Genomic DNA, 22,783 nt, shown 5'->3' on the forward strand with positions numbered 1-22,783 from the left:
CGTCTCCCGCCAGCCCGACCAGGCTGTCGGAGCTGCTCCTCACGTCCCACGCTTTTTTTCCTCACTGTGCAGAGTCGTACGGGGATGGCTGCCAGAGCCGCTCTCCAAGCCCGGAGCTGCGCTGGGTGCGGCGGCTTGCCGCCTGAAGGATGCGCTCCGGATCGCCAAGGATGATGAGGCGAGAGCGGGCGCGGGTGATGGCCGTATAGACGAGTTCCCGAGACATCATGGGGTGATCGGCCTGGGGCAGGACGAGGACGACGGTTTCGGCTTCGGATCCCTGACTTTTGTGCACCGTGGTGGCATAGGCGCTTTCCACCGCGCCCAAGGCCGCCGGCGGCACCGAGCGCGGGCCGGCGAACCAGACGCGAAGTCCTCTGCCAGGAGCCGCCAGGGTGATCCCCACGTCCCCGTTGGCCAAATCCAGTTCCGGATCGTTGGCGAGTACGAGAATGAGGCGACCCGGAAACCATGGGTCCGAGGTGGTGCGGAGCATGCCCTCCAGGAGGGCGTTGGCGTGCTCCACGCCTCCGGGGCCGTGGCGCATGGGGCAAAGGATGCGCAGGCGGTCGATGGCGGCCAGGGCGGCATCGGGAGACAGGCGGCCGAGTGGTTTGAAGGCGGGAAGTGCATGACGGCCCAAGAGGGCTGCCAGTTCGGCTTCGGTGCGCCATGGGGAAATAGTGACGTCCGGCCAGGGTTGGGCGAGGATGAACTGCAGGCGCGGTGTATCGCCGGCGCGCAGGGCCTGGGCCAGGGCTTGGATGCCCGAGTCCTGGCGAAAACGGTAGGTGCGCCGCAAAGCGATCAGGTTTTCGGCAAGGGGCGGCGCGGGCGTGGGCAGGGCGGGAAGTTCCCAGCCGCAAAGCGTATGGGCCATGTCGGTGGTCTCCGGGCCCACGGCCTCGGGATCCGGGCTGCCGGTGAGACTTGCCAGCACCGCCCCTTCTTCCACGGAGGTGAGCTGGTGGGGATCGCCCAGGAGCACCAAGCGCGCCCCTTCGGGCAGTGCCCGTACCACATGCCAGGCGAGTTCTCCGTCCATGAGCGAGGTTTCGTCCACCGCGAGGAGATCCAGCGCCAGGGGGCGCGATGGGTCGCGCTGCGGCGTGCCGGATGCCCCCATCTCCAGCAGGCGGTGGATGGTGGAGGCTGTGGTGGGGATCAGACCCTGGATTTCCGAGGCAAGCGTGGGCCGCACCCTGTCGATGGCCTCGCGCATGCGCGCTGCGGCCTTGCCCGTGGGCGCGGCCAAAAGGATGCGGGGGCGTTTGCCCCATGCATGGACAGTGTGGGCGGCAAAGAGCGCCAGGGCCCGAGCCAGGGTGGTGGTTTTGCCGGTGCCCGGGCCGCCGGCGATGATGGTGAGTTGGCACCTGACCACCTGGAGGGCAGCCAGGGCCTGGAAGTCGGGTTCCGAGCCGAGGTTAGGGAAAAATCGCGGCAGGGCCGTGGCGAGCCAGGCCGTATCCACCTCGGGCCGGCATTGGGCCAGGTGGAGGAGGCGCTTCGCAAGTTCGGTCTCGTGGTGGTAATGTCGCCAGAGATAGAGGCGCCCCGAGCTTCGGGCCAGAGGGGCCGGATCGCCCTGGCTGCTGATCCACGGCATATTCGTGGCCGTCAGCTGGGGGGCGAGCCCGGCAGAGATGGCCTCCATCCGGGCGGTGAGTTCCCCTTCGGCAAGGCAGGTGTGTCCGCGTCGGGCCCCTTGGGAGAGCAGGGCTGCGGCCAGGGCCACGGCCAGGGGCGCGCCGAGGTGCGCGAGTGCCCCGGCGCTCAGGAGGTCTTGGGGGGTGAAGCCCAGCTCCGGGGCAAGGCGGGAAATCAGCTCTGGGGCAGGGAGCATAGGCGGCTGCGCATGGCGTGGATGGTTGGGGGATGGGCGGGGATATGGACGATGCCATGCCCGGGATAGCGGGGATGGATGCCGCGCACGAAAAGGAAGAAGGCCCCGCCCAAAAGTTCCAGGGGATCGCACCCTGGCATTCGTGCGGCGAGCAGGCGGTCGAGAGCGGCCAGATACAAGGCGGCCTGCAGATCGTAGCCGTGTTCCTCCATGATCTTGGCCATGGCGGCCGGGGTGTAGGCCTCCGGGGTTTCCCCCAACAGGTGGGTCTTCCAGTCCACCACGTAGTAGCGGCCGTGGATCTCCAGCACTGCGTCCACAAAGCCGGTGATCCATCCCGAGCCCACGTCGCGGGCAAAGGGGGGAGTGCGGCCATTGAAGGAGCGCGTCATTGCGGCGAGTTCCATGCGGCTGAGTCCTTGTGTGGGCAGAAGAAACTCCATCTCCGCCACCCAGCCTTGGTGCTCGCGCAGACACAAACCGCCGAGGTCGGCATGCAGCACATGCTCCACCATCTGGGTCAAGGCATCGGTCCAGCGCAAATCCAGCCCATATGTCTCAAGACCCCGGCGCACGGCGTCTTCCACCGGCATGTTGGCGGCAATGTTTTCCCAGATGGCATGGACGCAGGACCCGGCTACCGGACCGCGGGGAAACTGGGCAATATCCCAGATCTCGCGCGGCGTCTCCGGGCGCGCTGCGGCCGCTTTGGGCGGCTCGTCGTCCCATCCCGGCCGGGTTTGGGAAAGCCCTCGCATCAGGCCCGTGAAGCTGTGGATGGCGGGCGGCGGGGGGAGGGCCCGTGTCCATGGGGTGATGCGAAGTTCCCAGGCAGGCTGCGGCGGCGTCCATGGTTGGGGCTGGGTTGTGGGAAGCACCTGGATGGAGATGGTATGTGCCAGGGAAGCGAGATCGGCGTCCACGTCGGCGTCCCTAAAGCCTTTCCATCGCCCGCCACGGATCCTGTGCAGAACCCAGGCCAGACCCGAAGTGTCGGCCTGGTTGATGCGGCCCCAAGCGAAATAGAGGCGGTGGCTGGCCCGGGTGAGGGCCACGTAGGCCAGGCGCACGCCCTCGGCCAGGGCCTCTTCTCGGGCTCGGGTTTGGGCGTCGGCGCCGCCTTCCAGGTCCATGACGAGGCCGCGCTGGTCGTGGTAGAACAGCGGCGGGGAGCCCGCATCGGTTGCTCGAAAGAGATATGGACAAAAAACAATCATAAATTCCAAACCTTTACTCTTGTGCACCGTAAGGATGCGCACCGCCTCTTGGGCACCGATGGGCCGCAGTTTGGTGGTGTTGTTGGACGCTGTGTCGGGGCTGGCAACCAAACGGCACAGCGCTGCGGGCGTGGCCCCGCGGCTTTCGTGGAGCTGTAAAAGCTCCAGCAGGTGATCGAGGTTGGTCACTGCCCGCAGCCCCTGAGGCAGACGCAACAGGCGTTCTCGCGTATGGACCTGGGTAAACAGCCATTCCAGGGCCGCCACCACCCCTTGGCGGCGCCACACCTCCATGGCCTCGGCAAAACGTTCCTGCCAGATCTCCAACTCTTCGGGGTGGTCGTGAAGTTCCCGGATGGCGCTGGCGTCAAAGCCCATGAAGTCCGTGGCTAGGGCCGTGGCCACCCGGGCGCGGCATCGGGGCTCGCGCATGGCGAAAAGCAGGGCGAGCACCCCTTGTGCCTCAGCGCTGTCGAGCACCGAGGCGTCTTCTTCCAGGATGCAGGGAATGCGGGCGGCTTCCAGTGCCCTGGCAATGGGGAGCATCTGCGCGCGGGTATCCACCAGCACTGCTATGTGGCCGGGGTGGATGGGGGCGCCGTCCAGGCGCACGCCCCGGGCAAGCAGACGGCTGATCTCCGCAGCCACGGCCTGGGCAAGCAGGGGGATCACCGTCCCTTGGGGAAGGGGGGTGTCCGGGGCTGGCACCCGCCAGAGCACGCAAGCTGCGGAACAGTCCGGGTCCTCGATGCTGGGCCACGGGGCAGGCCGGGGCTGCACCGGGGAAAACGCCATCTGCGGGAGCACGAAGGCGTTCGCATGGCGGGAGAAGATGGCGTTGACAGCCGCTACCAGGGCAGGGGCGGCGCGGTAGTTGGTATCGAGGGTGGCGCGGTGCTCGCAGCGGTCGGCGGCCGCGAAATACACGTGGATGTCCGCGCCGCGGAAGGCATAGATGGCCTGTTTGGGGTCGCCGACGGTGATACGGCAATGCCCCGCATGGTCGAAGATGCGTGCGAGGATGTGCTCTTGCAGGGCGTCGGTGTCCTGGAATTCGTCCACAATGGCCACGCGCCACGTCTCTTGCGCCTGGCGGCAGATCTCCGGGTCGTTTACCAACGCTGCGGCCTGGCGGATGAGGGCGTCGAAGCCATGCATCCCCAGTTCCTCGCTGGCGGCGTCGATGCGCGCCATGGCCGTGGATGCGGCCCTGGCCAGGGTCTGGGTGCGCCAGAGGTCCGCGGCGCGATAGAAGTCTTGCGCCGCGCTCCATGCCGCGGCGAGGTGGACAAGGGGCGAGAAATTCGGGTCTGCGCCGGCTTTGAGGCACTTTCCCAAATGTTCGGGCAGGAGCTTGGCAAGGGCGTCTTGGTCCTGGGATGCGGGTTTTTTCCATGGCGTGGCGAGGAACTTCCGCCATGCATCCAGGGCGTTGGCAAGTGTTGCCTGGCGGATGCGGTTTCCCAGAAATACGGTTTGACGGTGCGTTTCGCACCAGGCCACGGTCTCTTCGATGGCGTCCCAATGCGTTTGCACGGCCTGGAGTGCGTCTTGGAAAGCGTCCTGGGTACGGAAGAGTTCATGGGTATCCGCAGGTGCAGCAGCAGGGTGGATGACCGGGTTTTGCACCAGGGCCGGGGTACGCAGCAGGGCTTCCAGGTCCTCGACGCGTAGGGTTTGGCGCAGGTATTGGCCGGCAAGCCCCGGCAGCGTGCAGAGCTCCTGGCGCCACAACTCCATGGCCGCGTGGTGGATGATGGGGGTGGCGTCGTCGGTGAGCACACTTGCCCCGGCGCTCAAACCAAAGCGGCTGATGAGGCGCTGGCAAAAACCATGGATGGTGCAGATGGGGGCCTGATCCATGGCCAGGCGTGCCGCCGCCAGACGGGCCGCCACGGGGATGCCGCGGGCCTCGGCCTCCTGGAGTCGGCGCGAGACGACATCGTCGCTGGAGGCGGTGTGCTGGTGCAGACAGTGTGTTAGACGTTGGGTGAGGCGGGAGCGCAGTTCCTGGGTGGCGGCGTCGGTGAAGGTGACCGTGAGGATGCGCTCTACCGGGATGCCCTCCAGGGCCACCAGGCGGATGAAGAGGACCTCCAGCGCGTAGGTCTTGCCGGTTCCGGCGCTGGCCTCCACGAGTACGCGGCCGGAAAGGGGGAGCGAGAAGAGATCCGTCATGGCGCGGCCTCGGGGAGCATGGGGACGAGCAGGCGCTGTGCCAGATCGTGGGATTCGTCCCAATGCGGGGTGTCGGGAAAGCAGAGGCGCAGATAGGGGTCCTGGTTTTCGGGGAAGGGGCCGTCTGTCCAGACTTTGACCATCTCGTGATGTGCCGAGTCGTGGCCTTTGGACGCGTATGTCTGGGCATACTTGAGGCACGCCTTGGGGAGCAGGGCCACAGGGCGGGTATGGGCCTCGAGCCAAAGTTCTATGGCCGCACGCAGGCGGTCTTTGCTTTCTTTCGGGTCGAGGACTGGCTTGGTGATGGTGTGGTCTTCGGTGATGAGGGTGACCTGATCGGCCGCGCGCGTCGCCCCGGCCACGATCCGCGTGAGGGAGAGGCGCAGGAGATCTTGGGTCTTGAGGGTGGCAGGCCGGTAGAGCACGATGCCTTCTGCGCCCAGAGGCAGCGTCCCGCAAAGCGTGATTCCCTCCTCTTCCACCCAAAAGGGCTGGGGCCGGATCCCGTGCGGGGCTCGAGCGCGGATGCGCTGAGCCATGTCCATCACCTGATCGATGGTGGGAGCGACGAAGGCGTCACCGCCTGGGGTGTCGGGGATGACCTGCCAGGCGTGGGCGGTCCGTATGAGTTCGGTGCAGGAAGCGCCGCTCTGGGCAAGCTCCAAGAGTGCGCCCTTGAGGCGGTGGAGTGTCCGGTGCGTCGGCGCGCCCCAAGGCTCGTCGTCGGGGAGGTCTTCTTCGCGCACCTGCGGCCGGATCCCCAAGGCGTGCAGAAGCGTACGGCAGGGGTGGGCGAGGTCGCGGATCAGGCGGTCAAGCTCCAGTTCCGCCGGCATCTGGGGCCGGGGAAGGGGGTGCCGGAAGAATGGCGGTCGGAGCCGCTGGGGACGGAGAAAGGCGTGCGCCTCCTGCAGACGGCAGGGGGTCAAGGTAGGCCAGGGAAACGAGACATCGAGGGCGCGGGGGTGGAAGGCGAAGACCGGGTGCGTGGTGACCAGGGCCGTGGAAGGGGGGGCGCCGTCTACGGTGGCGCGGCTATCGAGGTGTTCCAGGAGGCTGATGAGCACTGGAGACGGGCCTTGGGCCGAGGGCCCTGCGCTGGGGGCGAAAAGGAGCAGATGTTCACGGGCAGAGAGCAGTGCCTCCAAAAAGAGGCCGCGGTCGTCGTCGGTGGGGTTGCGGTCTCCTGGCTGGGGATGCGCGGCGGTTAGGTCGATGCTCGGGGCTGTTTGGGCACGTGGAAAGCTGCCCGCAGCCAGCCCCAAAAAGGCCACCACGCGGAAAGGCACGGCGCGCATGGGCCGCGGGGCGCAGAAGGTCATGCCGCGGGCGAGAAATTCCCCCTCCTGGGGTTCGCCGCCGAGGGTGCGCTCCAGGGCCAGGACCATGGAGCGGCCGCAGGCCGTAGGGCGACCGGCGTCTTTCCATGCGCTCAGGGTTTCGGCGATGCCTCGGCGAAGTTGTTCCGGAGCGCCGCTTCCTTGAGCAGGCCAAAAGGTTTCGAGTATCCAGGGCAGGATCCGCTCCCAGTCCGGGGCAGGGCTTTGGACCCATTGGCAGAGGCGCTCCAGGTGCTCCAGCCACAGGGCGCAGGCGGCGAAAAGCTCACGGTCCTCGCTTGGGCCAAGGGCCAGGGGGGCGACCCCTTGGATGGTGCCGTGGTGGTCGCCGGTGATGGCCCCGAGGGCCAGGCGCGTAAGTCCGGCGCGCCAGGTGCCGATGGCGCTGGGTGGCGCACCATGTCTTTGCCGGAAGGCCGCGTCGATCCCCCACGCAATGCCTGCCTGCGCGAGCCAGGTCTGCAGACGCAGGCAGGCGTCTTCGGAAAGTCCAAGAAGGCTCCGTGTGGGCGTGGCGGAGAAGAGTTCCTGCACGCGGCTGCGCTCCAGGCGGCCGGCGGCGGTGCGCAGAAGGTCCAGGAGGAAGCGGACTTCTTGATGGATGTGCCCATGGTCCGCCACGGTGTACGTGATCTCGGGGGAGTTGCTGCCGAAGACCGCATGGATGAGGGGGGCGTAGGTCTCCATGTCCGCCGTGATGGCCAGGATGTGGTGCGGCTCCAAGGAGGTGTCGGTCTGCAGAAGGTGCAGGACGCGCTCCCGCAGGACCTCCACTTCTCGGCGGGCAGTCGGGCAGAGGTGGACTTCCATATGGGTGCGGCTTCGAGGAAAATCTCGAATTTCTGGGGAAGGTGGCAGGTGGAGCAGGTCCGCGTGCAGGCAGTCCAAAAGGGTGTCTTGTGCTGGCGGCGCAAAGATGGGCACGAGTCCGGCGCGCTCCTCAAAACGATCTACGGCCTCCCGAAGCGAGGCGCCGAGCAGGGCGAGGAGCTGGGCCGCACTTCCTTCCTCCTGGGCGCGTCGCCGTCCCCAGGCATGGGGAGACGGGGAGAGCAGGTAGACGCGTACGGGCAGGTGTTCGCCCAGGGCCGCCAGGAGCTCTCCGAAATGGGGGGGCAAGCTGGAGATGCCAAAGACCGCCAGGCGGTGGGGCAGACCCTCCGGGGGTGGGCCGTGGCGCAGCACCTCGATCATGGCCAGGGTGAGGGCGGCGCGGTGGCTTTCTTCCTCGCCGCGCACCACGCGCTGCCAAAGCCGCCGCTGCCAGTCTTCGGAAGCCCGGTTTTCCGGGCCGATCTCGCCGCACGGCACGCCTTGCTGCCACTTGGCGAGCCAATGGGGACGAAAGAGCTGGTAGCGCTCGAAGACTGAGGCCAGGGCCAGGGCCTGTCCCATGCGCTGGCGCGGTAAGGAGGCGGTCGCCCCCTCACCCATCAAGGCGCCTTCGTCTTCCAGCGCCGCCATCAAGCGCCACAGCAGCCGGGAGGCGGAAAGCGGGCGCCGCGCGCCGGGAAGGCACAGCCGGCGGGCGAGATCGTGCAGCAAGGCCGCGGGGAAAGGGAAGCGCACCCCGGCGCAGATGCCGTGCTCCTGGGCCAAGGTCATGGCCAGGTAGCGTTCCATGCCCCGGGACTGGACCACCACGGTCTCCTGGGTGAGGGGCGAAGGGCTGTCCTTGAGGTGGTCGGCGAGGAGGGTTGCCAGGTATTCCAGGCGGTTGGAGAGAAAGACCGTCAGCGCCATGGGCTAGGTGAGTCCTACCTCGTCGGCGATGTGGTGGATGGCGGCGGTGGCGAGTGTCAGAAATTCGTCAAGGGGCAGATCCAGGTGGCTGCACTCGGCGATGGTCTTTCGGCATACGGCGGCGGCAAAACGTTTGTCCTTCATCTTTTTGCGCAGGCTCGATGCCGTAAGGCCTTGGGTGCGCTCTGGCCGCACCAGGGCCGCGGCGTGGATGAGGCCGGTGACCGTCTCCCCGCAGCGCAGGGCGAAATCCAGGGGGGTCGTCGGCGTCAAGCCGGTGGCCTCGTTGTGGGCGCGGATGGCGGCGAGCCCTGCTTCGGGGAGCATGCCGCCGAGGGTGTTGGCAGCGACGATGCCGTGGAGTTCCGGGGAATCTTGGGTGGCGGGATAGTCGAGGTCGTGCAGCAGCCCCACTCGGCCCCAGAGTTCGGGGTCGTGACCAAGGCGCTGGGCGAGCGCCGTGAGCACGGCCTCGGTTTCCAGGGCATGGATGCGCAGGTGCGGCGGGGTGTTGGCTTCGTCAAGGAGGAGAAGGGCCTGGTCGCGGGAAATCATGCAGTTCGCTCCGGGGAGGTGGTTTCGGGTCGTTGGGCGGGGAAGCCGGTAAACACCCGGTCCCATACCAAGTTCAGGGCAATGGCAAAGACAATGGCCAGGATGGCCAAGGCCACGTCGTACACGGGTGGCGCGGCCAGGGCCAGGCGGATGAACACGGTGGCCAGGGCATAGCCGGAGTTGCGAAACACCGCCTGGAACGATGGCCAGAAATACTGCGCCACCAGCACGATGAGGATGTCGGTGAAAACGAGCAGGGTGTAGAAGAAGGGAAAAAACTCCACGTGGGGCAGTCCCGCCAAGGTGATGGCCGCATTGGTCAGGCCAAAGCCCACAAAGACCGTCAGCAGCACCAGGGCGATGGCCTTTTTGATGGCCACGAAGCGGTAGAGGGCCGTGGCCGAGAGGGTGTCTTTTTTGTGTTTGGGCTGGATGCGGCGGAATATGCCGAGCAGGGCAAAGAGGATGAGGGCTCCGAATCCGTATGCCGCCAGGTGGAGTACGGGCGTGAGGTCGGCCTCCACGGTGATGGGCTCGCCGAGGAGGCTTAGCTCCTTGAAGGCGTTGCGCAAAAGGATCAGGGCCAAGATCTCGAATTGGGTGCCCAGGGATTTGGAAAAGGAACACGGTAGGGTGAAGAGAAAGCTCACCACCTCGAGGATGAGCACCAACGTGAAGGCGAGGTTGACGGCGTGGAAATGGTTGGCAGGGGTATGCTGGGCGAGGACTGGGGGCAGAAGCCCTTGGCGGCCGAGTTCGATGCCCGCCAGGGCCGCGAGAAAGACAACAACTAAAAGCGCCGCCGCCCGGCGGTGGAACCCTTCGCTTTCCCAGAAATGATGCAGGGGATCGAAGAGAAAGGTGATGATTTCGCAGATCCGGTCCACCCACTTCCCCATACTGCCTCCGGTCACCGAGCATGGCAAAAGCCCGCAACAGAGGCAAGCCCCGTCGCCTGCCGTGCGGCATGGGACGGGGGCGGGAAGGGAGGCATCTTGCTCCGCAGCAAGGCCCAGGAGGGTGGCGCTGCAGGCTTACAGGGAGCGATCCACCAGCACGCCTACGGTCTCTTCGATGGCCGCAGCCAGGCGCAGGATGTCGTCCGGCGGAATCTTGCGAATGAGTTTGTCGGTCTGCGGGTCGCGGACCTCCACCTGGAGACGATCCGTGGAGTCATCCACATGGAAACGGAGCTCCACACCGAGCGAGGCCATGTAGGCGCTCATGGCGTCCGCCACTTCCTCGACTTGCTCGCGGGAAGGGGGCAGCGACGGCACGGGCTGCCGTTCCACGTTGGGGTCACGCTGGGGCTGGCGGTCCGAGGTCCAATCGGCCGCCGGTACCTGGGGATTCTGAACAGCGATGGCGGCAAGAGGATTCATGATTGGCCTCCGTGTTTGAGGATATGGATGGGTTCGCCTCCTTTATCGGCCGCGAGGGACAGGACTTTAGGGGGTGCGGAAAAAATGACCGCACCGGCGGGGTATGGACGGGAGATTTTTGCTAGCAGCTTTTTTTCATTGATTAAAAAAAGTTCGGCATCTTTTCTGCAAAAGGAGGGGCACACCACACTAACAAGGAGGTTTTCCCCATGTCTTTGGTCATTAACCACAATTTGATGGCGATGAACGCCGCCAGAAATTTGACCCAGTCCTACGGCGCGCTGTCCACCTCCACGCGCCGGCTGTCCTCAGGCCTGCGGGTGGGCACCGCGGCGGACGATGCCGCGGGCCTTGCCATCCGCGAGCTCATGCGCGCGGACATCGCCTCCCTCAAGCAGGGCATCCGCAACGCCAACGACGCCATTTCCCTCATCCAGACCGCCGACGGCGCCCTTCAGGTCATCGATGAAAAGCTCATCCGTATGAAGGAACTGGCCGAACAGGCGGCCACCGGCACCTACACCTCGGACCAGCGCCTCATCATCGACTCCGAGTACCAGGCCATGGCCTCGGAAATCACCCGAATCGCCAACGCCACCAACTTCAACGGTATCTACCTCTTGAATGGCAATCTTTCGGCATCCACTCCGCATGTGGCAAGCTGGGCCAGCTCTCATAATGGTTCAGGACTGGCCTCCACCGGCCCGCTCAAGGTGCACTTTGGCACGGGCAACAGCTCTGCCGAGGACTACTACTACATCGCCATCCAGACGGCCACGGCTTCGGCCCTGGGTGTGGGCAACCAGGCGGATGTCAACCGGGACAACGGCTCCGGCGTAGCAGGGGCCGGCTTTAGCATCTCCACCCAGCAGGCGGCGCAACAGGCCCTGGAGGCCCTCAATGCGGCTATCGTCTCCAAGGACAACATCCGCGCCAATCTGGGCGCGCTCCAGAACCGGCTGCAGAACACCATCACCAACCTGCAGATCCAGGCGGAGAACCTGCAGGCTGCGGAGTCGCGGATTTCCGACGCCGACGTGGCCCAGGAGATGACCCAGTTCGTCCGCAACCAGATCCTCACCCAGTCGGCAGTGGCCATGCTCTCGCAGGCCAACCAGTTGCCGCAGATGGCCATGCAGCTCATCCAGGGATAGGGATAAGGAATCGGGCGCGTGCGCTGACGCGGAGTGTGGCAAGTGGCCAAAGACAGGCCGGGGTCCGTCAGGGCCCCGGCTCCAGAAGCCCTGGGCCATGGGCGTCGTTCTCGGTGAGTGCCTGGAGCGCCGCCGCTGCCGCCGCTTGCTCCGCCTTGCGGATGCTGGTCTCCCAGGCGCAAAAGCTCTGGCCGTCGGGCACGGTGACCTGCACGTGGTATTCTTTGGCGTGCTCGGGGCCGCGACTGGCAAGCAGGGTGTAGGTCGGCCGCTGCCGCCACCGGCTTTGCGTATATTCTTGCAATTTGCTTTTGAAGTCCGCCGGTCGGAAGGTCTCGGGCGGCGATGGCCATTTGCCGGCAAACAGATGGTCCACCAAGGCGCATGCCGGCGCCAATCCTCCATCAAGAAAAAGGGCGCCCAGCAACGCTTCCAGGGCGTCGCTGACTACGGAATTTTTTTCCCGTCCCCCTTGCGCCTCCTCTCCTCGCCCCAATAAGATCCATTCATGCAGCCCGATGGTGCGGGCCGCTTCCGCCAAGGCAGCCTCACTGACCAGGGCAGAGCGCATCTTGGTGAGGTGCCCTTCCTGGGCATGGGGAAAGCGGGTGTAGAGGGCGTGGCTCACGGCCAGTTCGAGCACGGCGTCCCCCAGAAATTCCAGGCGTTCATTGCTTTCGGTTTGGTGTTCATTGGCATGGGAGCTATGGGTAAGGGCCTGGATGAACAGCTTGACTTGCCGGGGTTGGTAGGCGAGCATGCGATGCAATTCATGTAGGACACGTTGGAGAGAATCCTCGGACATTACGGAACTCCATGCAAGACATTCATGTGGGAGCGCTTTTTTCCCCCCAGGCAGTGGCTGTCGTCGGCCCGTGCCATGAAGAAGGGACCGTGGCGGCACGGTTTTGGGCACGGCTGCGGGAGTGGGCCTATCAGGGCGCTGTGACGGCAGTCAATTGCCGGGACTGTCTGCCAGAAACCCTGACGCTTGCTGGGGTGGACTTGGCTGTGGTCTGCCTTCCACCGGAGCAAGTGCCCGGGGCCGTGGAGCGGCTTGCCCGTCTCGGGGTGCGCGCTGCCTTGGTTCCCGGCAGCGGCTTTGCCGATCGGGGCGGCGAAGGATATTTCTTGGAGCAACGTCTGGCCGCCGTGGCGCGGGAGACCAATATGGCGGTGCTCGGCCCGCATTGTCTGGGGGTGGTCTCCTGGCCGGAAGGGCTCAACGCCTCGCTTTTGGAAAAGCTTCCCCCATCGGGAGGGGTGGCGTTCTTCTCCCCATCGGCCACGGTGTCCGGAGCCGTGGTGGACTGGGCCGTGGCCGAAGGCGTGGGCCTTTCTCGTCTGGCGGCCCTGGGGAACCGTGCGGCGGTGGATGAGGCCTCGATCCTGCAGTATTTGGCGGAAGACGGAGAAACCCGCGTCATTGCCGGGTATCTCGAAGGGGTGTTTGCTGCCCGGCGTTTTGCCCGGGTGAGCCAGACCGTCACTCGGGTGAAACCCGTGGTCATGCTCCTTGGCGGGCTCACCGCCCCAGGCAGGCAGGCCGTGGCCGCGGCAGCCGGACCCCTGGCGGGTTCGGAGGCGGCGTATCGCGCCGCCTTGCGCCAGGCCGGCATCATCGGCGTTTCCGACCTGGAGACCTTTCTCGATACCGTCAAGGCCTTTGCCTTGCTGCCCCAACCTTCCGGGCCGCATGTGGCAATCCTTACCAATTCCGGTGGTGCCGGCGTCTTGGCCGCGGATGCCTTGAGTGCCACGCGGTTGGAGCTCGCCCGCTTCTCGCGGGCTACAGCCGAGGCCCTGCAGCGGCAGACCGGGGCGTGGCCCTCCAATCCGTTGGATCTTGGCGCCGAGGCCACGCCGGAAGACTTTGCGGCCGCCCTGCGCCTTGCCGTGGCGGATCCACGAGTGCGCCTGGTATTGGCGGTCATCGCCCGTCCTGTGGGGACGGACGTGCAGGCCGTGCTGGAGGCCATGGCGCAGGTGGATCGCCAGGATACCCCTGTGGCGCTCTGTTTGGTCGGGGAGCGGCCGGGGGCGTTGGTGCGGCAGGTCCATGCCCAGGGGATCCCATGTTTTTCTTCTCCTGCAGCCGCAGCCCGGGCGCTTGACGCCATGCTCGCATACGGCTGCTGGCAGGAGGAGCCCTTCCCAGTGGAGGTGTGCTATCGTCGGGACAGCACCAAGGCGGAGCTGTGGTTGCGGGAGGCCATGAACGCGGGCCATCGGGATCTGGGCGGGCCGGCGGTGTATCCCCTGCTCGAGGCGTACGAGCTCCGGCACCCGGTAACGGAACTCGCCCGCACCAGTAAGACCGCGGCCCGCATCGCCCGCCGTTTGGGGGGGGCGGTGGCGCTCAAGATCGCTTCGCCACATATCCAGCGCAAAAGCGATGTGGACGGCGTGGAGCTTGGCCTGACGGACCCCGAGGCCGTGCGTCAGGGCTTTGCGCGGCTCACGCACCGGGTACAGCGCTTGCGGCCGGAGGCTTTTGTTTCCGGGTGCTGGGTCCAGGAGATGGTTGTTGGCCCTGTGGTGGAGGCGCGGATATGGGCGGTGCGGGATCCTTTGTTTGGTCCGGTGGTTCGTCTGGGGTTGGTCGACGGCGACCACCACGGAGTGAATGCTCGGTTGGCGCCCATTTCGCTCACCGATGCCAGCCGTATGGTGCGGGAGTTCACCCCCCTGGCGGCCAGCCGCGGCGGCAGACAGCCCATGCATCTGCGGGCCTTGGAAGACGTGCTGCTCACTGTATCGCAGCTGACCTTGGATATGCCCGAACTCTATACCGTGGAGTTGGAGCCGGTGCTGGTCACCCCTCGGGGGGCATGGGTGGTGGATGCCCGGGTGTGTCTCGTGCCTGTGGAGTAGGATCAGTCAAAATCCTTTGCCAAGGAGAATGGGTATGGCCGTTGGAATCTATATCGGCTCGACATCGAGCTATTCGGGCAAGAACATGGTCGCCATGGGCTTGGGCCTGCGGCTGCAAAAGGAAGGCTACCGCGTGGGCTACATGAAGCCTGTGGGTGCCTTGCCTATGGAAAAGAATGGCGTGCTGGGTGATGCCGATGCCTTTTTCGTGCAGGAGATTCTTGGGCTCAGTGAAGACCCTACACTGGTGACTCCAGTGGTAGTGGATCAAGATTTCAAGATGCGCGCCTTTGGGGGACGTTGCGAAGATTTGATGGGAAAAATCGTCTCCGCATACGAAAAATTGTCCCAGGACAAAGACGTCATGCTGGTTGCCGGGTCCGGCAGCATGTATTCGGGCAAGTACTGTGGCGTGGACGGGGTGAGTGTAGTGCGGAGTTTGGGCATCAAGGCCATCGTCATCGATCGCTACATGAAGGAGCTCAACTACGACTTCCTCGTCGTGCTGCGGGAGATTCTCGGTGACTTGCTTTTAGGGGTCCTTTTGAACGATATCCCGCCAAGTTTCCGCGATGAGCTCGATACCCTCCTGCATCCCTTTTTGGAGAGTAAGGGGGTCAAAGTGCTGGGCAAGATCCCGTCGGATCCCCTCATGGGGGCCATCAAGGTGGCGGACTTGGCCGAGCGCCTGGGCGGCCGCATTATCACGGCCCAGGCCAAGGCGGACCGGGTGGTGGAGAGTTTTCTCATCGGCACCATGCAGGTGGAAAACTTTATGACCCACTTCCGGAAAAACAAGAAGTCTGCCATTATCGTGGGTGGAGACCGTTCCGATGTGCAGCTTGTGGCCTTGGAAGGCCAGTGCCAATGTTTGGTGCTGACGGGAAATCTCTATCCCAACGATATCATCATGACTCGGGCGGAAGTCTTGGAGGTGCCCATCGTGGTGGTGCGCGACGATACGTTTACTGTGGCCAAGAAGATGGAAGCTATTCTCTCGCGGCACAAGCTGCGGGATCTCATCAAGATTCAGCATGGGTCCCAGCTGGTGAGCTCCATCATCGATTTTGCGTATATCAAAGAGGCCTTGGGATTGAAATAACGGCCTGCATGCCGTGGGTTACGCCATGCCCGGGTCCTGGGGGAGTCCTGGGGCCTGGGCCGCCTGTTTGGCGAGCACGTCGCAGCGTTCATTTTCCGGATGGCCGGCGTGGCCCCGGATCCACTGGAAGTCCACGTGGTGGCGGTTGAGCAAGGCAATGAGGCGCTGCCAGAGGTCCTGGTTTTTGACGGGTTTTTTGTCGGCGGTTTTCCATCCCCGCTTCTGCCATGCCGGCAGCCACCCCTTGACGATGGCGTCGTGGACGTAGCGGGAGTCGGTGATCACCTGCACGTGGCAGGGCCGATTGAGGGCGGCGAGTCCCTCGATGACGGCGAGAAGTTCCATGCGGTTGTTGGTGGTATGGCAGAAGCCGCCGCAAAGTTCTTTTTCATGGCTCCCCCAGCGTAAGATGGCGGCCCATCCTCCCGGTCCAGGGTTGCCGAGGCTTGCGCCATCGGTAAAGAGGAGCACCTCGCTCATGGTCGGCCCAGTCTTTCCATGTGCTCCGTGATGGTGAGGACGATCTGTCCAAGGCCTTCCTGCCAGCGGCCGTTTTCCCAGTACGGAAGGAGCACCGGGCCTTCCAGTTCGGCTTCCAGGCCGGGTCGTAGCGCATGCCGCAAGAGGGGCGGAAACACCACCCGGGCCTCGCGCCTGGGGGGGCAGAGGGCGATCATGAGCGTCTTGGAGTCCATGGTGGGCAGCAGGATGCCCTCGCGAGTAATGCGGATGCGCACCGTAATGCCGTGGGTGTTTTGCATGACCCGGGCAAAGCGGATGAGCGTGTCTCGTTGTTCTGGCGAGAGGGATTTGGTTTGATCCCAAACAATGCCTTGGTCCGTGACAGATTCCAGGGATCGTTGGTGGTTGACCCAAAACAGATACCCGACGAGGACAAAGACACCAAGCACGCCCACGAAGCGGAGGATTTTTTCCGCGGGGCTCGAACCAGAGATGCGGGGCAGTTGCACAGGGCCTCCTGAAGGAAGAAGTGACGGAGCAGCTGCGGCAGCGCCTTGGAAACGCAAGGAGAGATCAATGACATGGGATTGGGAAAAACTCCAGCAGCGCCGGCAGCGGCCAGTGGGGCCGGGGCCGAATCTTGGGGATTTCACCGAGCGCGTCAAGGAGTGGCGCCACTTGCGGCCTCCTGCGGGGCGGTGGCTCGTCTTGGCCGGGGTATTGTTGTGGTTGGCAAGCGGAATTTACATTGTGGAGCCCGATGAATTGGGGGTGGTGCAGCGTTTTGGGGCGTATCACCGCACGACGGACCCTGGCCCGCATTATCACCTGCCATTCCCAATAGAAAAGGTACAAACACCCAAAGTTACCAAGATTCAGCGGGTAGAGATCGGCTTTCGGGGGAGCACCGCATTCGTGACCCAAGGTGGAGCGCAGATACGTCTCGTTCCGGAAGAGTCTTTGATGCTCACCGGAGATGAAAACATCGTTGATGTGCAATTTATTGTGCAGTATCAGATCGCTGATGCGGAGAAATTTCTCTTTCGTATATCCAATCCCGAAAAAACGGTGAAAGATGCGGCTGAGGCTGCTATGCGAGAGGTCATCGGCTATAACAAGATCGATTCTGCCCTCACGGACGGTAAACTTGCCATCCAAAATGAGACTCGAGCGCTGATGCAGCGTATCCTCGATGCCTATGAAAGCGGTATCCGGGTGGTTGCAGTGCAATTGCAAGACGTGCACCCGCCCAAACAGGTCATCGACGCCTTCAAGGATGTGGCTTCGGCCAAGGAGGACAAAAGCCGATACATCAACGAGGCCGAGGCGTATGAAAACGACTTGCTGCCGCGCACTCGGGGCGAGGCGGCCCGCCTCGTCAACGAGGCCGAAGCCTACCGCGAGACGGTCATCCGCAAGGCGCAGGGCGAGGCCGGGCGTTTTACCGCTGTCTTGGCGGAGTACCGCAAGGCGGAGGATGTCACCCGTCGCCGTCTGCTCATCGAGACCATGGAGGCGGTATTGGGAAGCGACACGGTCCATAAAATCATTGTGGATACCGAGGCCATGGGCCGCACCCTTCCGCTCCTTCCCCTTTCTCCTGGAGGTCAGCGCTAATGCGGATGCAGATTGCCGTGGTGGCCGCCATCATGCTGGTGGTGGTGGCGTGGGAGTGTGTGTATGTGGTGGATGAAACCCAGCGGGCCATTGTTTTGGAACTGGGCCGTCCGGTGGGTGAGGAACCCCAGGGGCCGGGGCTGCACTTCAAATTGCCCTTTATCCAAAAGGCAGAATACTTTGATGCCCGGGTGCTGGAATACGACGCCCCGCCGGCGGAGGTGCTGACCCGAGACAAGAAAAATCTGGTGGTGGACAATTATTCGCGCTGGCGCATCCTCGATCCGCTGCTGTTTTACCGCTCGGTGCGGACGATCCCCGGAGCTCTGGCCCGTATCGATGATGTGATTTACTCGCAGGTGCGCGAGGTGCTGGGGAGGTATCTCCTCACGGAAGTGGTGGCGCAGGAGCGGGCGACTATTATGGAGGAAGTGCGTCAGGCAGCCGACGACCGTCTCCGGGCATTCGGCATCGCGGTGGTGGACGTGCGCATCAAGCGCACGGACCTGCCGCCGGAAAACCAGAAGGCCATTTATGGACGGATGCGGGCAGAGCGGGAGCGCCAGGCCAAACAATACCGTTCCGAGGGTCAGGAAGAGGCGGCAAAGATTACTTCCGATGCAGACCGCAAGCGGGCGGTGCTCTTGGCCGAGGCCAATCGTAAGGCCGCGCAGCTGCGCGGTGAAGGCGAGGCCCAGGCAACGGCCATTTACGCGGGGGCCTTTGGCCAGGACCCCGAGTTTTATGCCTTCTGGCGTTCGTTGGAGGCGTATCGGAGAAGCCTGACCAATAGCACGGACGTGGTGCTCAGCCCGCAGAGCGAGTTCCTGCAGTATTTGCGCTGATGGCGATCTTCCCGGGCTGGGCTCCCAGGGGAACTTGCAAAGGCCTCAACGCGGATGCACGGCGTTGGGGCCTTTTGGGTGGGATCGTCCCGGTGCGCTTGCTTCTGGAGCGGCTTTCCAGGCGGCAGGGGGCTTACGAAAGCGCCAACATCCAGGCAATGACGGGAAGCAGCAGGGCTGTGCCCAGCAGGCATGTATCCAGTGCGCGGGCAAGGGGAGCGCATCGCTTGAGGATCCCGCCTGCCATAAGGCCGGTGATCAGCCCTGCCACATGGGCGGCAAGGTCGGTGTCTTCGTCTCCCATGCCCAGGAGGGCGAGCAGGGCAAGGCCTATGGCCACGATGGTGGGCAGACGGCGCTCGCTGCCCCACGCCGCAAGACCGACGGCAGCAAAGACTGCGGTGGAAAAGCCGATGGAGTCATGGGGACTTCCCAAGACCCAGGCCGCCAGGAGGTTGGCGGTGCTCGCGGCAAGCAGGGTGGCCAACCAGGTGAGTCCCGCCCCAAAGCGCCTGGCCGCCATGGCGACAAAGAGCACCCCGGCGGCGAGGTTGGCGATGAGGTGGGCGCCGTCGGCATGGAGGGTCAGGGCGGTGACGGCCCGCCAGATCTCGCCGCCTTGTATGGCCTGGGCCTTGGCGCTGCCTGCGGTGATCCAGAGGCTGCGCGGGATGGTTGTCAGGGGAAGGACATGGGTGGTGATCAGCCCAAAGACTCCCTCAGCCAGAAGCGGCAGAAAGACCGCGTTGGGAAGGGAACGGGAAGAAGGCGAAGCCGGAGGGTGCGCAGAGACCTCGCGCTCTATGGCCGCGATTTCTGCTCGAGCGGCAAGCGCCAGGGGTTCGGGGACCAGCACTCGAAAGCCGTGAGCCGAGCGCAGCGCGCGGTAGGGGATGTCCTTGGCTGCTAAGGCAAGCGCTGTGAGCCGCGCTTGGCTTCGGGAAAGATGGGTGGCCACGGGTACCCACGGCGTGCGGTCAGGAGAAGCAAACATGGGCTGGAAGACAAAGGGCTTGGAGATGTTCCCCAAGCCCTTGTGTTCGTATGGTCGGGATGGCGCGACTCGAACGCGCGATCTCTGCGTCCCGAACGCAGCGCTCTACCAGACTGAGCCACATCCCGAAAGCGAAGGCGCTCTTAGGCCAAGGAGTAAAACTTGGCAAGGACTTTTCCTCCCTTTTTCGCGCGTTGGGAGGCGTTAGCCGTAACGGCCGTTTTTCACAGTAAAGATATAGGGTTCCAGTTCGGGGTGATTTTCAGCGCTGGGCCCTTCGAGCTCGGGTTCGGCCCAATGCCATCCTGCCTCGTGCCAGCGCAGCCAGGCCAAGCGGGCCTTGAATGCGGCGTCCACATACACCACCTGTGCCCGTCCTTCTTCGGCCAGGTGCGTGTCCACGGCAATGCCGACCTTGCGGCCATGGGGGGAAGAAAAGGGGACTGGATAACCAGGCCGGAGCTTGGGTGGCATAGGACCTCCTGAGTGAGGATATCAGATATCCACTACCCTGAAGGAAGACTCGATGCAAGAAACGGACTGTTTCAGCCTGGTTTACTGGGCGTCATCGCTTGAGGGACGTGGTGGCTTTTCTGCTTGCTTCGACGATGCTGTCCCCGTAGCCATGGGGCGTATTTTGTGGACATGAAGAGTTGGAGGTATGCTGTGGCGCTGTATCCTGTGATCCTTGCCGGAGGCTCCGGCACCCGTTTGTGGCCGCTATCCCGCAAATTATACCCCAAGCAGTTGCTCCCTCTCTTAGGGAAAGATACGCTGCTTCAAATGACGTGGAAGCGTCTTGCTGGCCTTGGCGCCTCTATGGCGCTGGTGCTCTGTAGCGAGGAGCACCGTTTTATCGTGGCGGAGCAACTCCGGGAGATTGGCGCTGTCGGCCGCATCATCCTCGAGCCGGTGGCCCGGAATACCGCTCCTGCGGTGGCCGTGGCTGCCCTGGCGGCCACGTGTCAGGACCCCGAGGCAGTGCTGGTGGTGCTTCCGGCGGATCATGCGGTGGATGAAGCATCGTTTCAGAATGCGGTCCACGAAGCCTTGCCTTTGGCCGAGGCCGGACATCTCGTGACCTTTGGGGTCCCGCCTACCCGGCCGGAGACGGGGTATGGCTACATTCAGCGAGGAGAGGCGCTGCCCGAGGGTGGTTTCCGGGTGGTGCGCTTTGTGGAAAAGCCCGATGCGGACACCGCCCGGAGGTATTGCGACAGCGGCGAGTATTGGTGGAACTCCGGTATGTTTGTGCTGCGGGCCGATGTGGTCCTCGCGGAGTTGGAGCGCTTCGAGCCGGATATGGTGGCGGCGTGTCGGTCCGCGCTGGGCACCAGTTGCCAGGATCTGGACTTTTTGCGTTTGGATGCTGAGAAATTTGCCGCAAGCCCTGAAAAATCCATCGACTACGCCGTGATGGAGCGCACGGACCGGGCGGCGGTGCTGCCCCTTGCCACAGCCTGGAGCGATTTGGGCTCTTGGGACGCCTTGTGGGAGGCCGGTGCCAAGGATGCCTCGGGAAACGTGGTTCACGGTGACGTGCTCCTGGCTGACGTGCATGATTCCTTTGTCCATGCCGAATCCCGCCTGGTGGCTGCGGTCGGGCTCGCCGACCATATCGTGGTGGAAACCGTCGACGCCGTGCTCGTGGCCCCTCGCCACCGGGTGCAGGAAGTCAAGCAGTTGGTGGATACCCTCAAGGCGCATCACCGGCCTGAGGCGGTCACGCACCGCAAGGTCTTCCGGCCGTGGGGAAATTACGAGTCCATCGATGCCGGCGACCGGTATCAGGTGAAACGCATTACTGTCCTGCCGGGTCAGGTGTTGTCCCTGCAGAAGCATTTCCACCGCGCCGAGCATTGGGTGGTGGTGCGGGGGACCGCCATGGTCACCCGGGGACAGGAGCAGATCCTTTTGCGGGAGAACGAATCCATCTATATCCCGCTGGGGACAGTGCATCGCTTGGAAAACCCTGGCCGCATTCCTTTGGAGCTCATCGAGGTGCAAGTGGGCCCCTATCTTGGCGAAGACGATATCGTCCGTCTGGAAGATGTCTATGGGCGCAACCTCCAGCAGGCCAAAGGGTGAACGTCCGTCGCGTCATAGGCCCGCATGTCGCATGTTTTGCGGTTTTTTGGCGATTGACGCCGCATCTCTTTTCCCGTAGCTCCTCGCCACTTCCAGGATTGGCAAGATATATCGAATGATAATCGATAATTGAAAAAATCCTGGGGTGTCCCAGGTAGCGTAGGGTGTGGCCTTTGAGGCTGTGGATTCAACTATCTCCCGTAAGGAGGAGACGCATGAAACGCTGTTTTCTGCTGGCTGTGGTCCTTGCCGTATTTGGCATGACAGCTCCGGGTTTGGCCGCGGACACGGTGCGCATCGGTGTGTACCTGCCGCTCACTGGCCAGAACGCCTTTGGTGGGCAGCTGGAGCTCGAAGGGGTGCAGATGGCCCATGAGGAATTGGGCGAGGTGCTCGGCAAGAAGGTGGAGCTCTTCGTGGTCGACAACAAGTCCGACAAGGTGGAAGCCGCCAATGCGGTCAAGCGCCTCATTGAGAAGGAGCAGGTCCAGGCCATCATCGGCACGTACGGCTCCTCTTTGGCCATGGCCGGCGGCGAGGTGGCGGAGAAGGCCGGTGTCCCTCAGGTGGGCACGAGCTGCACCAATCCTTTGGTGACCCAGGGCAAGAAGCATATCTTCCGCGTGTGCTTTATCGATCCCTTCCAGGGCGCAGGCGCGGCGACCTATGCCTTCAAGGATTTGGGGCTCAAGAAGGCGGCATTGCTGGTGGACGTGGCCAACGACTATTCCGTGGGCCTGGCCAGCTTCTTCAAGCGCTCCTTTGCGAAACTGGGCGGCGAGGTGGTGGCTGCGCTCAACTATCAGTCCGGTGACCAGGACTTCACGGCCCAGCTGCAACAGATCATGGCCAAGAAGCCGGATGTGCTGTTCATTCCTTCGTACTTTGCCGAGGGCGCCATCATCATGAAGCAGGCCAAGGAGCTGGGCGCCACCTTCAAGATCATGGGCGGCGACGCCATGGATAATCCCGAGATCGTCACCATCGGCGGTGCGGCGGTGGAAGGGTTCATGCACACGACCTTCCCGTATGATCCCTCCATGCCGGATATGAACCCCGTGGCCCAGAAGTTCACGCAAAATTGGAAAAAGAAGCATCCGGACAAGGACCCCAATGTCAACGCGGCCTTGGGCTATGATGCGTACATGATCATCATCGACGCCATCAAGCGCGCCGGTTCCGCAGAACCTGCCAAGATCAGCGCAGCCTTGGCCGACACCAAGGGATTTGTGGGGGTCACCGGAGTGACCACCATCAATGAGACCCATGACGCGGAAAAACCTGTGGGCATCGTGGTCATCAAGAACGGCAAGAAGACGTACGTGGGCAGCATCCAGCCAGAACTGTAATCCCCACAACGAGGCCAAACCGGGGAGGGCGACC

At 63.8% G+C, this 22,783-nt stretch carries 18 protein-coding genes and 1 tRNA gene; 7 read left to right on the top strand and 12 right to left on the bottom strand.

The window, feature by feature from the left end; translation table 11 throughout:
- Positions 1-61 precede the first annotated feature (61 nt).
- The 6 genes from recD to QMF81_RS03470 form a co-directional block, all read right to left on the bottom strand.
- Positions 62-1,846, bottom strand: coding sequence for an exodeoxyribonuclease V subunit alpha (gene recD, locus QMF81_RS03445; RefSeq protein WP_281752047.1), 1,785 nt, complete (start codon positions 1,844-1,846; stop codon positions 62-64).
- Entirely contained in the window at positions 1,825-5,241 is a 3,417-nt protein-coding gene (locus QMF81_RS03450; RefSeq protein WP_281752049.1) for a UvrD-helicase domain-containing protein, read from the bottom strand. Before QMF81_RS03450 ends, recD begins: the two co-directional genes overlap by 22 nt.
- The gene (locus QMF81_RS03455) at positions 5,238-8,327 is read right to left on the bottom strand and encodes an exodeoxyribonuclease V subunit gamma (RefSeq protein WP_281752051.1); all 3,090 of its coding nucleotides are present in this window, start codon (positions 8,325-8,327) and stop codon (positions 5,238-5,240) included. The genes QMF81_RS03450 and QMF81_RS03455 overlap by 4 nt, the downstream gene beginning before the upstream one ends.
- A 3-nt stretch (positions 8,328-8,330) precedes the next feature.
- Positions 8,331-8,882 (bottom strand): HDIG domain-containing metalloprotein, encoded by a 552-nt coding sequence (locus tag QMF81_RS03460; protein ID WP_281752053.1) that lies wholly within the window; start codon positions 8,880-8,882, stop codon positions 8,331-8,333.
- The gene (locus QMF81_RS03465) at positions 8,879-9,781 is read right to left on the bottom strand and encodes a hypothetical protein (protein ID WP_281752055.1); all 903 of its coding nucleotides are present in this window, start codon (positions 9,779-9,781) and stop codon (positions 8,879-8,881) included. Before QMF81_RS03465 ends, QMF81_RS03460 begins: the two co-directional genes overlap by 4 nt.
- A gap of 135 nt (positions 9,782-9,916) precedes the next feature.
- Positions 9,917-10,264 (bottom strand): flagellar protein FlaG, encoded by a 348-nt coding sequence (locus tag QMF81_RS03470; RefSeq protein ID WP_281752057.1) that lies wholly within the window; start codon positions 10,262-10,264, stop codon positions 9,917-9,919.
- A 209-nt stretch (positions 10,265-10,473) separates the two neighbouring features.
- Between QMF81_RS03470 and QMF81_RS03475 the strand changes: the two genes are divergently transcribed.
- Positions 10,474-11,418, top strand: coding sequence for a flagellin (locus tag QMF81_RS03475; protein ID WP_281752060.1), 945 nt, complete (start codon positions 10,474-10,476; stop codon positions 11,416-11,418).
- Between the two features lie 67 nt (positions 11,419-11,485).
- On the opposite strand, the gene rnc is transcribed toward QMF81_RS03475, so the two are convergent.
- Positions 11,486-12,223 carry a ribonuclease III gene (rnc, locus tag QMF81_RS03480; protein ID WP_281752062.1) on the bottom strand — a complete coding sequence of 246 codons (738 nt, stop codon included), beginning with the start codon at positions 12,221-12,223 and terminating at the stop codon, positions 11,486-11,488.
- Positions 12,224-12,234: 11 nt separating this feature from the next.
- On the opposite strand from rnc, the gene QMF81_RS03485 reads away from it, so the two are divergent.
- A complete protein-coding gene (locus QMF81_RS03485; protein ID WP_281752064.1) occupies positions 12,235-14,292 on the top strand; it encodes an acetate--CoA ligase family protein in 2,058 nt (685 codons plus the stop codon).
- 34 nt (positions 14,293-14,326) lie between these two features.
- On the top strand, positions 14,327-15,394 hold the full coding sequence (locus tag QMF81_RS03490; RefSeq protein ID WP_281752066.1) for a phosphotransacetylase family protein: 1,068 nt from the start codon (positions 14,327-14,329) through the stop codon (positions 15,392-15,394).
- An 18-nt stretch (positions 15,395-15,412) separates the two neighbouring features.
- Here QMF81_RS03490 and rnhA read toward each other — a convergent pair whose 3' ends face one another.
- Both rnhA and QMF81_RS03500 read right to left on the bottom strand, forming a co-directional pair.
- Complete coding sequence (gene rnhA, locus QMF81_RS03495) at positions 15,413-15,874, bottom strand: ribonuclease HI (protein WP_281752068.1); 462 nt, start codon at positions 15,872-15,874, stop codon at positions 15,413-15,415.
- Positions 15,871-16,365 (bottom strand): hypothetical protein, encoded by a 495-nt coding sequence (locus QMF81_RS03500; protein ID WP_281752070.1) that lies wholly within the window; start codon positions 16,363-16,365, stop codon positions 15,871-15,873. Before QMF81_RS03500 ends, rnhA begins: the two co-directional genes overlap by 4 nt.
- Before the next feature lie 67 nt (positions 16,366-16,432).
- Between QMF81_RS03500 and hflK the strand changes: the two genes are divergently transcribed.
- Positions 16,433-17,473 (top strand): FtsH protease activity modulator HflK, encoded by a 1,041-nt coding sequence (gene hflK / locus QMF81_RS03505; protein ID WP_281752072.1) that lies wholly within the window; start codon positions 16,433-16,435, stop codon positions 17,471-17,473.
- Positions 17,473-18,318, top strand: coding sequence for a protease modulator HflC (gene hflC, locus QMF81_RS03510; protein WP_281752073.1), 846 nt, complete (start codon positions 17,473-17,475; stop codon positions 18,316-18,318). The genes hflK and hflC overlap by 1 nt, the downstream gene beginning before the upstream one ends.
- 133 nt (positions 18,319-18,451) lie before the next feature.
- On the opposite strand, the gene QMF81_RS03515 is transcribed toward hflC, so the two are convergent.
- The 3 genes from QMF81_RS03515 to QMF81_RS03525 form a co-directional block, all read right to left on the bottom strand.
- On the bottom strand, positions 18,452-19,312 hold the full coding sequence (locus tag QMF81_RS03515) for a rhomboid family intramembrane serine protease (protein ID WP_281752075.1): 861 nt from the start codon (positions 19,310-19,312) through the stop codon (positions 18,452-18,454).
- A gap of 51 nt (positions 19,313-19,363) precedes the next feature.
- Positions 19,364-19,440 (bottom strand) — tRNA-Pro (locus QMF81_RS03520).
- A 76-nt stretch (positions 19,441-19,516) separates the two neighbouring features.
- On the bottom strand, positions 19,517-19,786 hold the full coding sequence (locus QMF81_RS03525; RefSeq protein ID WP_281752077.1) for a hypothetical protein: 270 nt from the start codon (positions 19,784-19,786) through the stop codon (positions 19,517-19,519).
- Between the two features lie 171 nt (positions 19,787-19,957).
- On the opposite strand from QMF81_RS03525, the gene QMF81_RS03530 reads away from it, so the two are divergent.
- On the top strand, positions 19,958-21,400 hold the full coding sequence (locus QMF81_RS03530) for a mannose-1-phosphate guanylyltransferase/mannose-6-phosphate isomerase (protein WP_281752921.1): 1,443 nt from the start codon (positions 19,958-19,960) through the stop codon (positions 21,398-21,400).
- Positions 21,401-21,615: 215 nt separating this feature from the next.
- Entirely contained in the window at positions 21,616-22,749 is a 1,134-nt protein-coding gene (locus QMF81_RS03535) for an ABC transporter substrate-binding protein (protein WP_281752079.1), read from the top strand.
- The last annotated feature ends 34 nt before the right edge of the window (positions 22,750-22,783 follow it).

The organism is Thermodesulfomicrobium sp. WS (assembly GCF_027925145.1).
In the GTDB taxonomy this organism is placed as follows: domain Bacteria; phylum Desulfobacterota; class Desulfovibrionia; order Desulfovibrionales; family Desulfomicrobiaceae; genus Thermodesulfomicrobium.

Coding starts and splice junctions, on each gene's coding strand:
- recD (WP_281752047.1), bottom strand. CDS start 1,846: ATGCTCCCTGCCCCAGAGCTGATTTCCCGCCTTGCCCCGGAGCTGGGC.
- QMF81_RS03450 (WP_281752049.1), bottom strand. CDS start 5,241: ATGACGGATCTCTTCTCGCTCCCCCTTTCCGGCCGCGTACTCGTGGAG.
- QMF81_RS03455 (WP_281752051.1), bottom strand. CDS start 8,327: ATGGCGCTGACGGTCTTTCTCTCCAACCGCCTGGAATACCTGGCAACC.
- QMF81_RS03460 (WP_281752053.1), bottom strand. CDS start 8,882: ATGATTTCCCGCGACCAGGCCCTTCTCCTCCTTGACGAAGCCAACACC.
- QMF81_RS03465 (WP_281752055.1), bottom strand. CDS start 9,781: ATGGGGAAGTGGGTGGACCGGATCTGCGAAATCATCACCTTTCTCTTC.
- QMF81_RS03470 (WP_281752057.1), bottom strand. CDS start 10,264: ATGAATCCTCTTGCCGCCATCGCTGTTCAGAATCCCCAGGTACCGGCG.
- QMF81_RS03475 (WP_281752060.1), top strand. CDS start 10,474: ATGTCTTTGGTCATTAACCACAATTTGATGGCGATGAACGCCGCCAGA.
- rnc (WP_281752062.1), bottom strand. CDS start 12,223: ATGTCCGAGGATTCTCTCCAACGTGTCCTACATGAATTGCATCGCATG.
- QMF81_RS03485 (WP_281752064.1), top strand. CDS start 12,235: ATGCAAGACATTCATGTGGGAGCGCTTTTTTCCCCCCAGGCAGTGGCT.
- QMF81_RS03490 (WP_281752066.1), top strand. CDS start 14,327: ATGGCCGTTGGAATCTATATCGGCTCGACATCGAGCTATTCGGGCAAG.
- rnhA (WP_281752068.1), bottom strand. CDS start 15,874: ATGAGCGAGGTGCTCCTCTTTACCGATGGCGCAAGCCTCGGCAACCCT.
- hflK (WP_281752072.1), top strand. CDS start 16,433: ATGACATGGGATTGGGAAAAACTCCAGCAGCGCCGGCAGCGGCCAGTG.
- hflC (WP_281752073.1), top strand. CDS start 17,473: ATGCGGATGCAGATTGCCGTGGTGGCCGCCATCATGCTGGTGGTGGTG.
- QMF81_RS03515 (WP_281752075.1), bottom strand. CDS start 19,312: ATGTTTGCTTCTCCTGACCGCACGCCGTGGGTACCCGTGGCCACCCAT.
- QMF81_RS03525 (WP_281752077.1), bottom strand. CDS start 19,786: ATGCCACCCAAGCTCCGGCCTGGTTATCCAGTCCCCTTTTCTTCCCCC.
- QMF81_RS03530 (WP_281752921.1), top strand. CDS start 19,958: ATGAAGAGTTGGAGGTATGCTGTGGCGCTGTATCCTGTGATCCTTGCC.
- QMF81_RS03535 (WP_281752079.1), top strand. CDS start 21,616: ATGAAACGCTGTTTTCTGCTGGCTGTGGTCCTTGCCGTATTTGGCATG.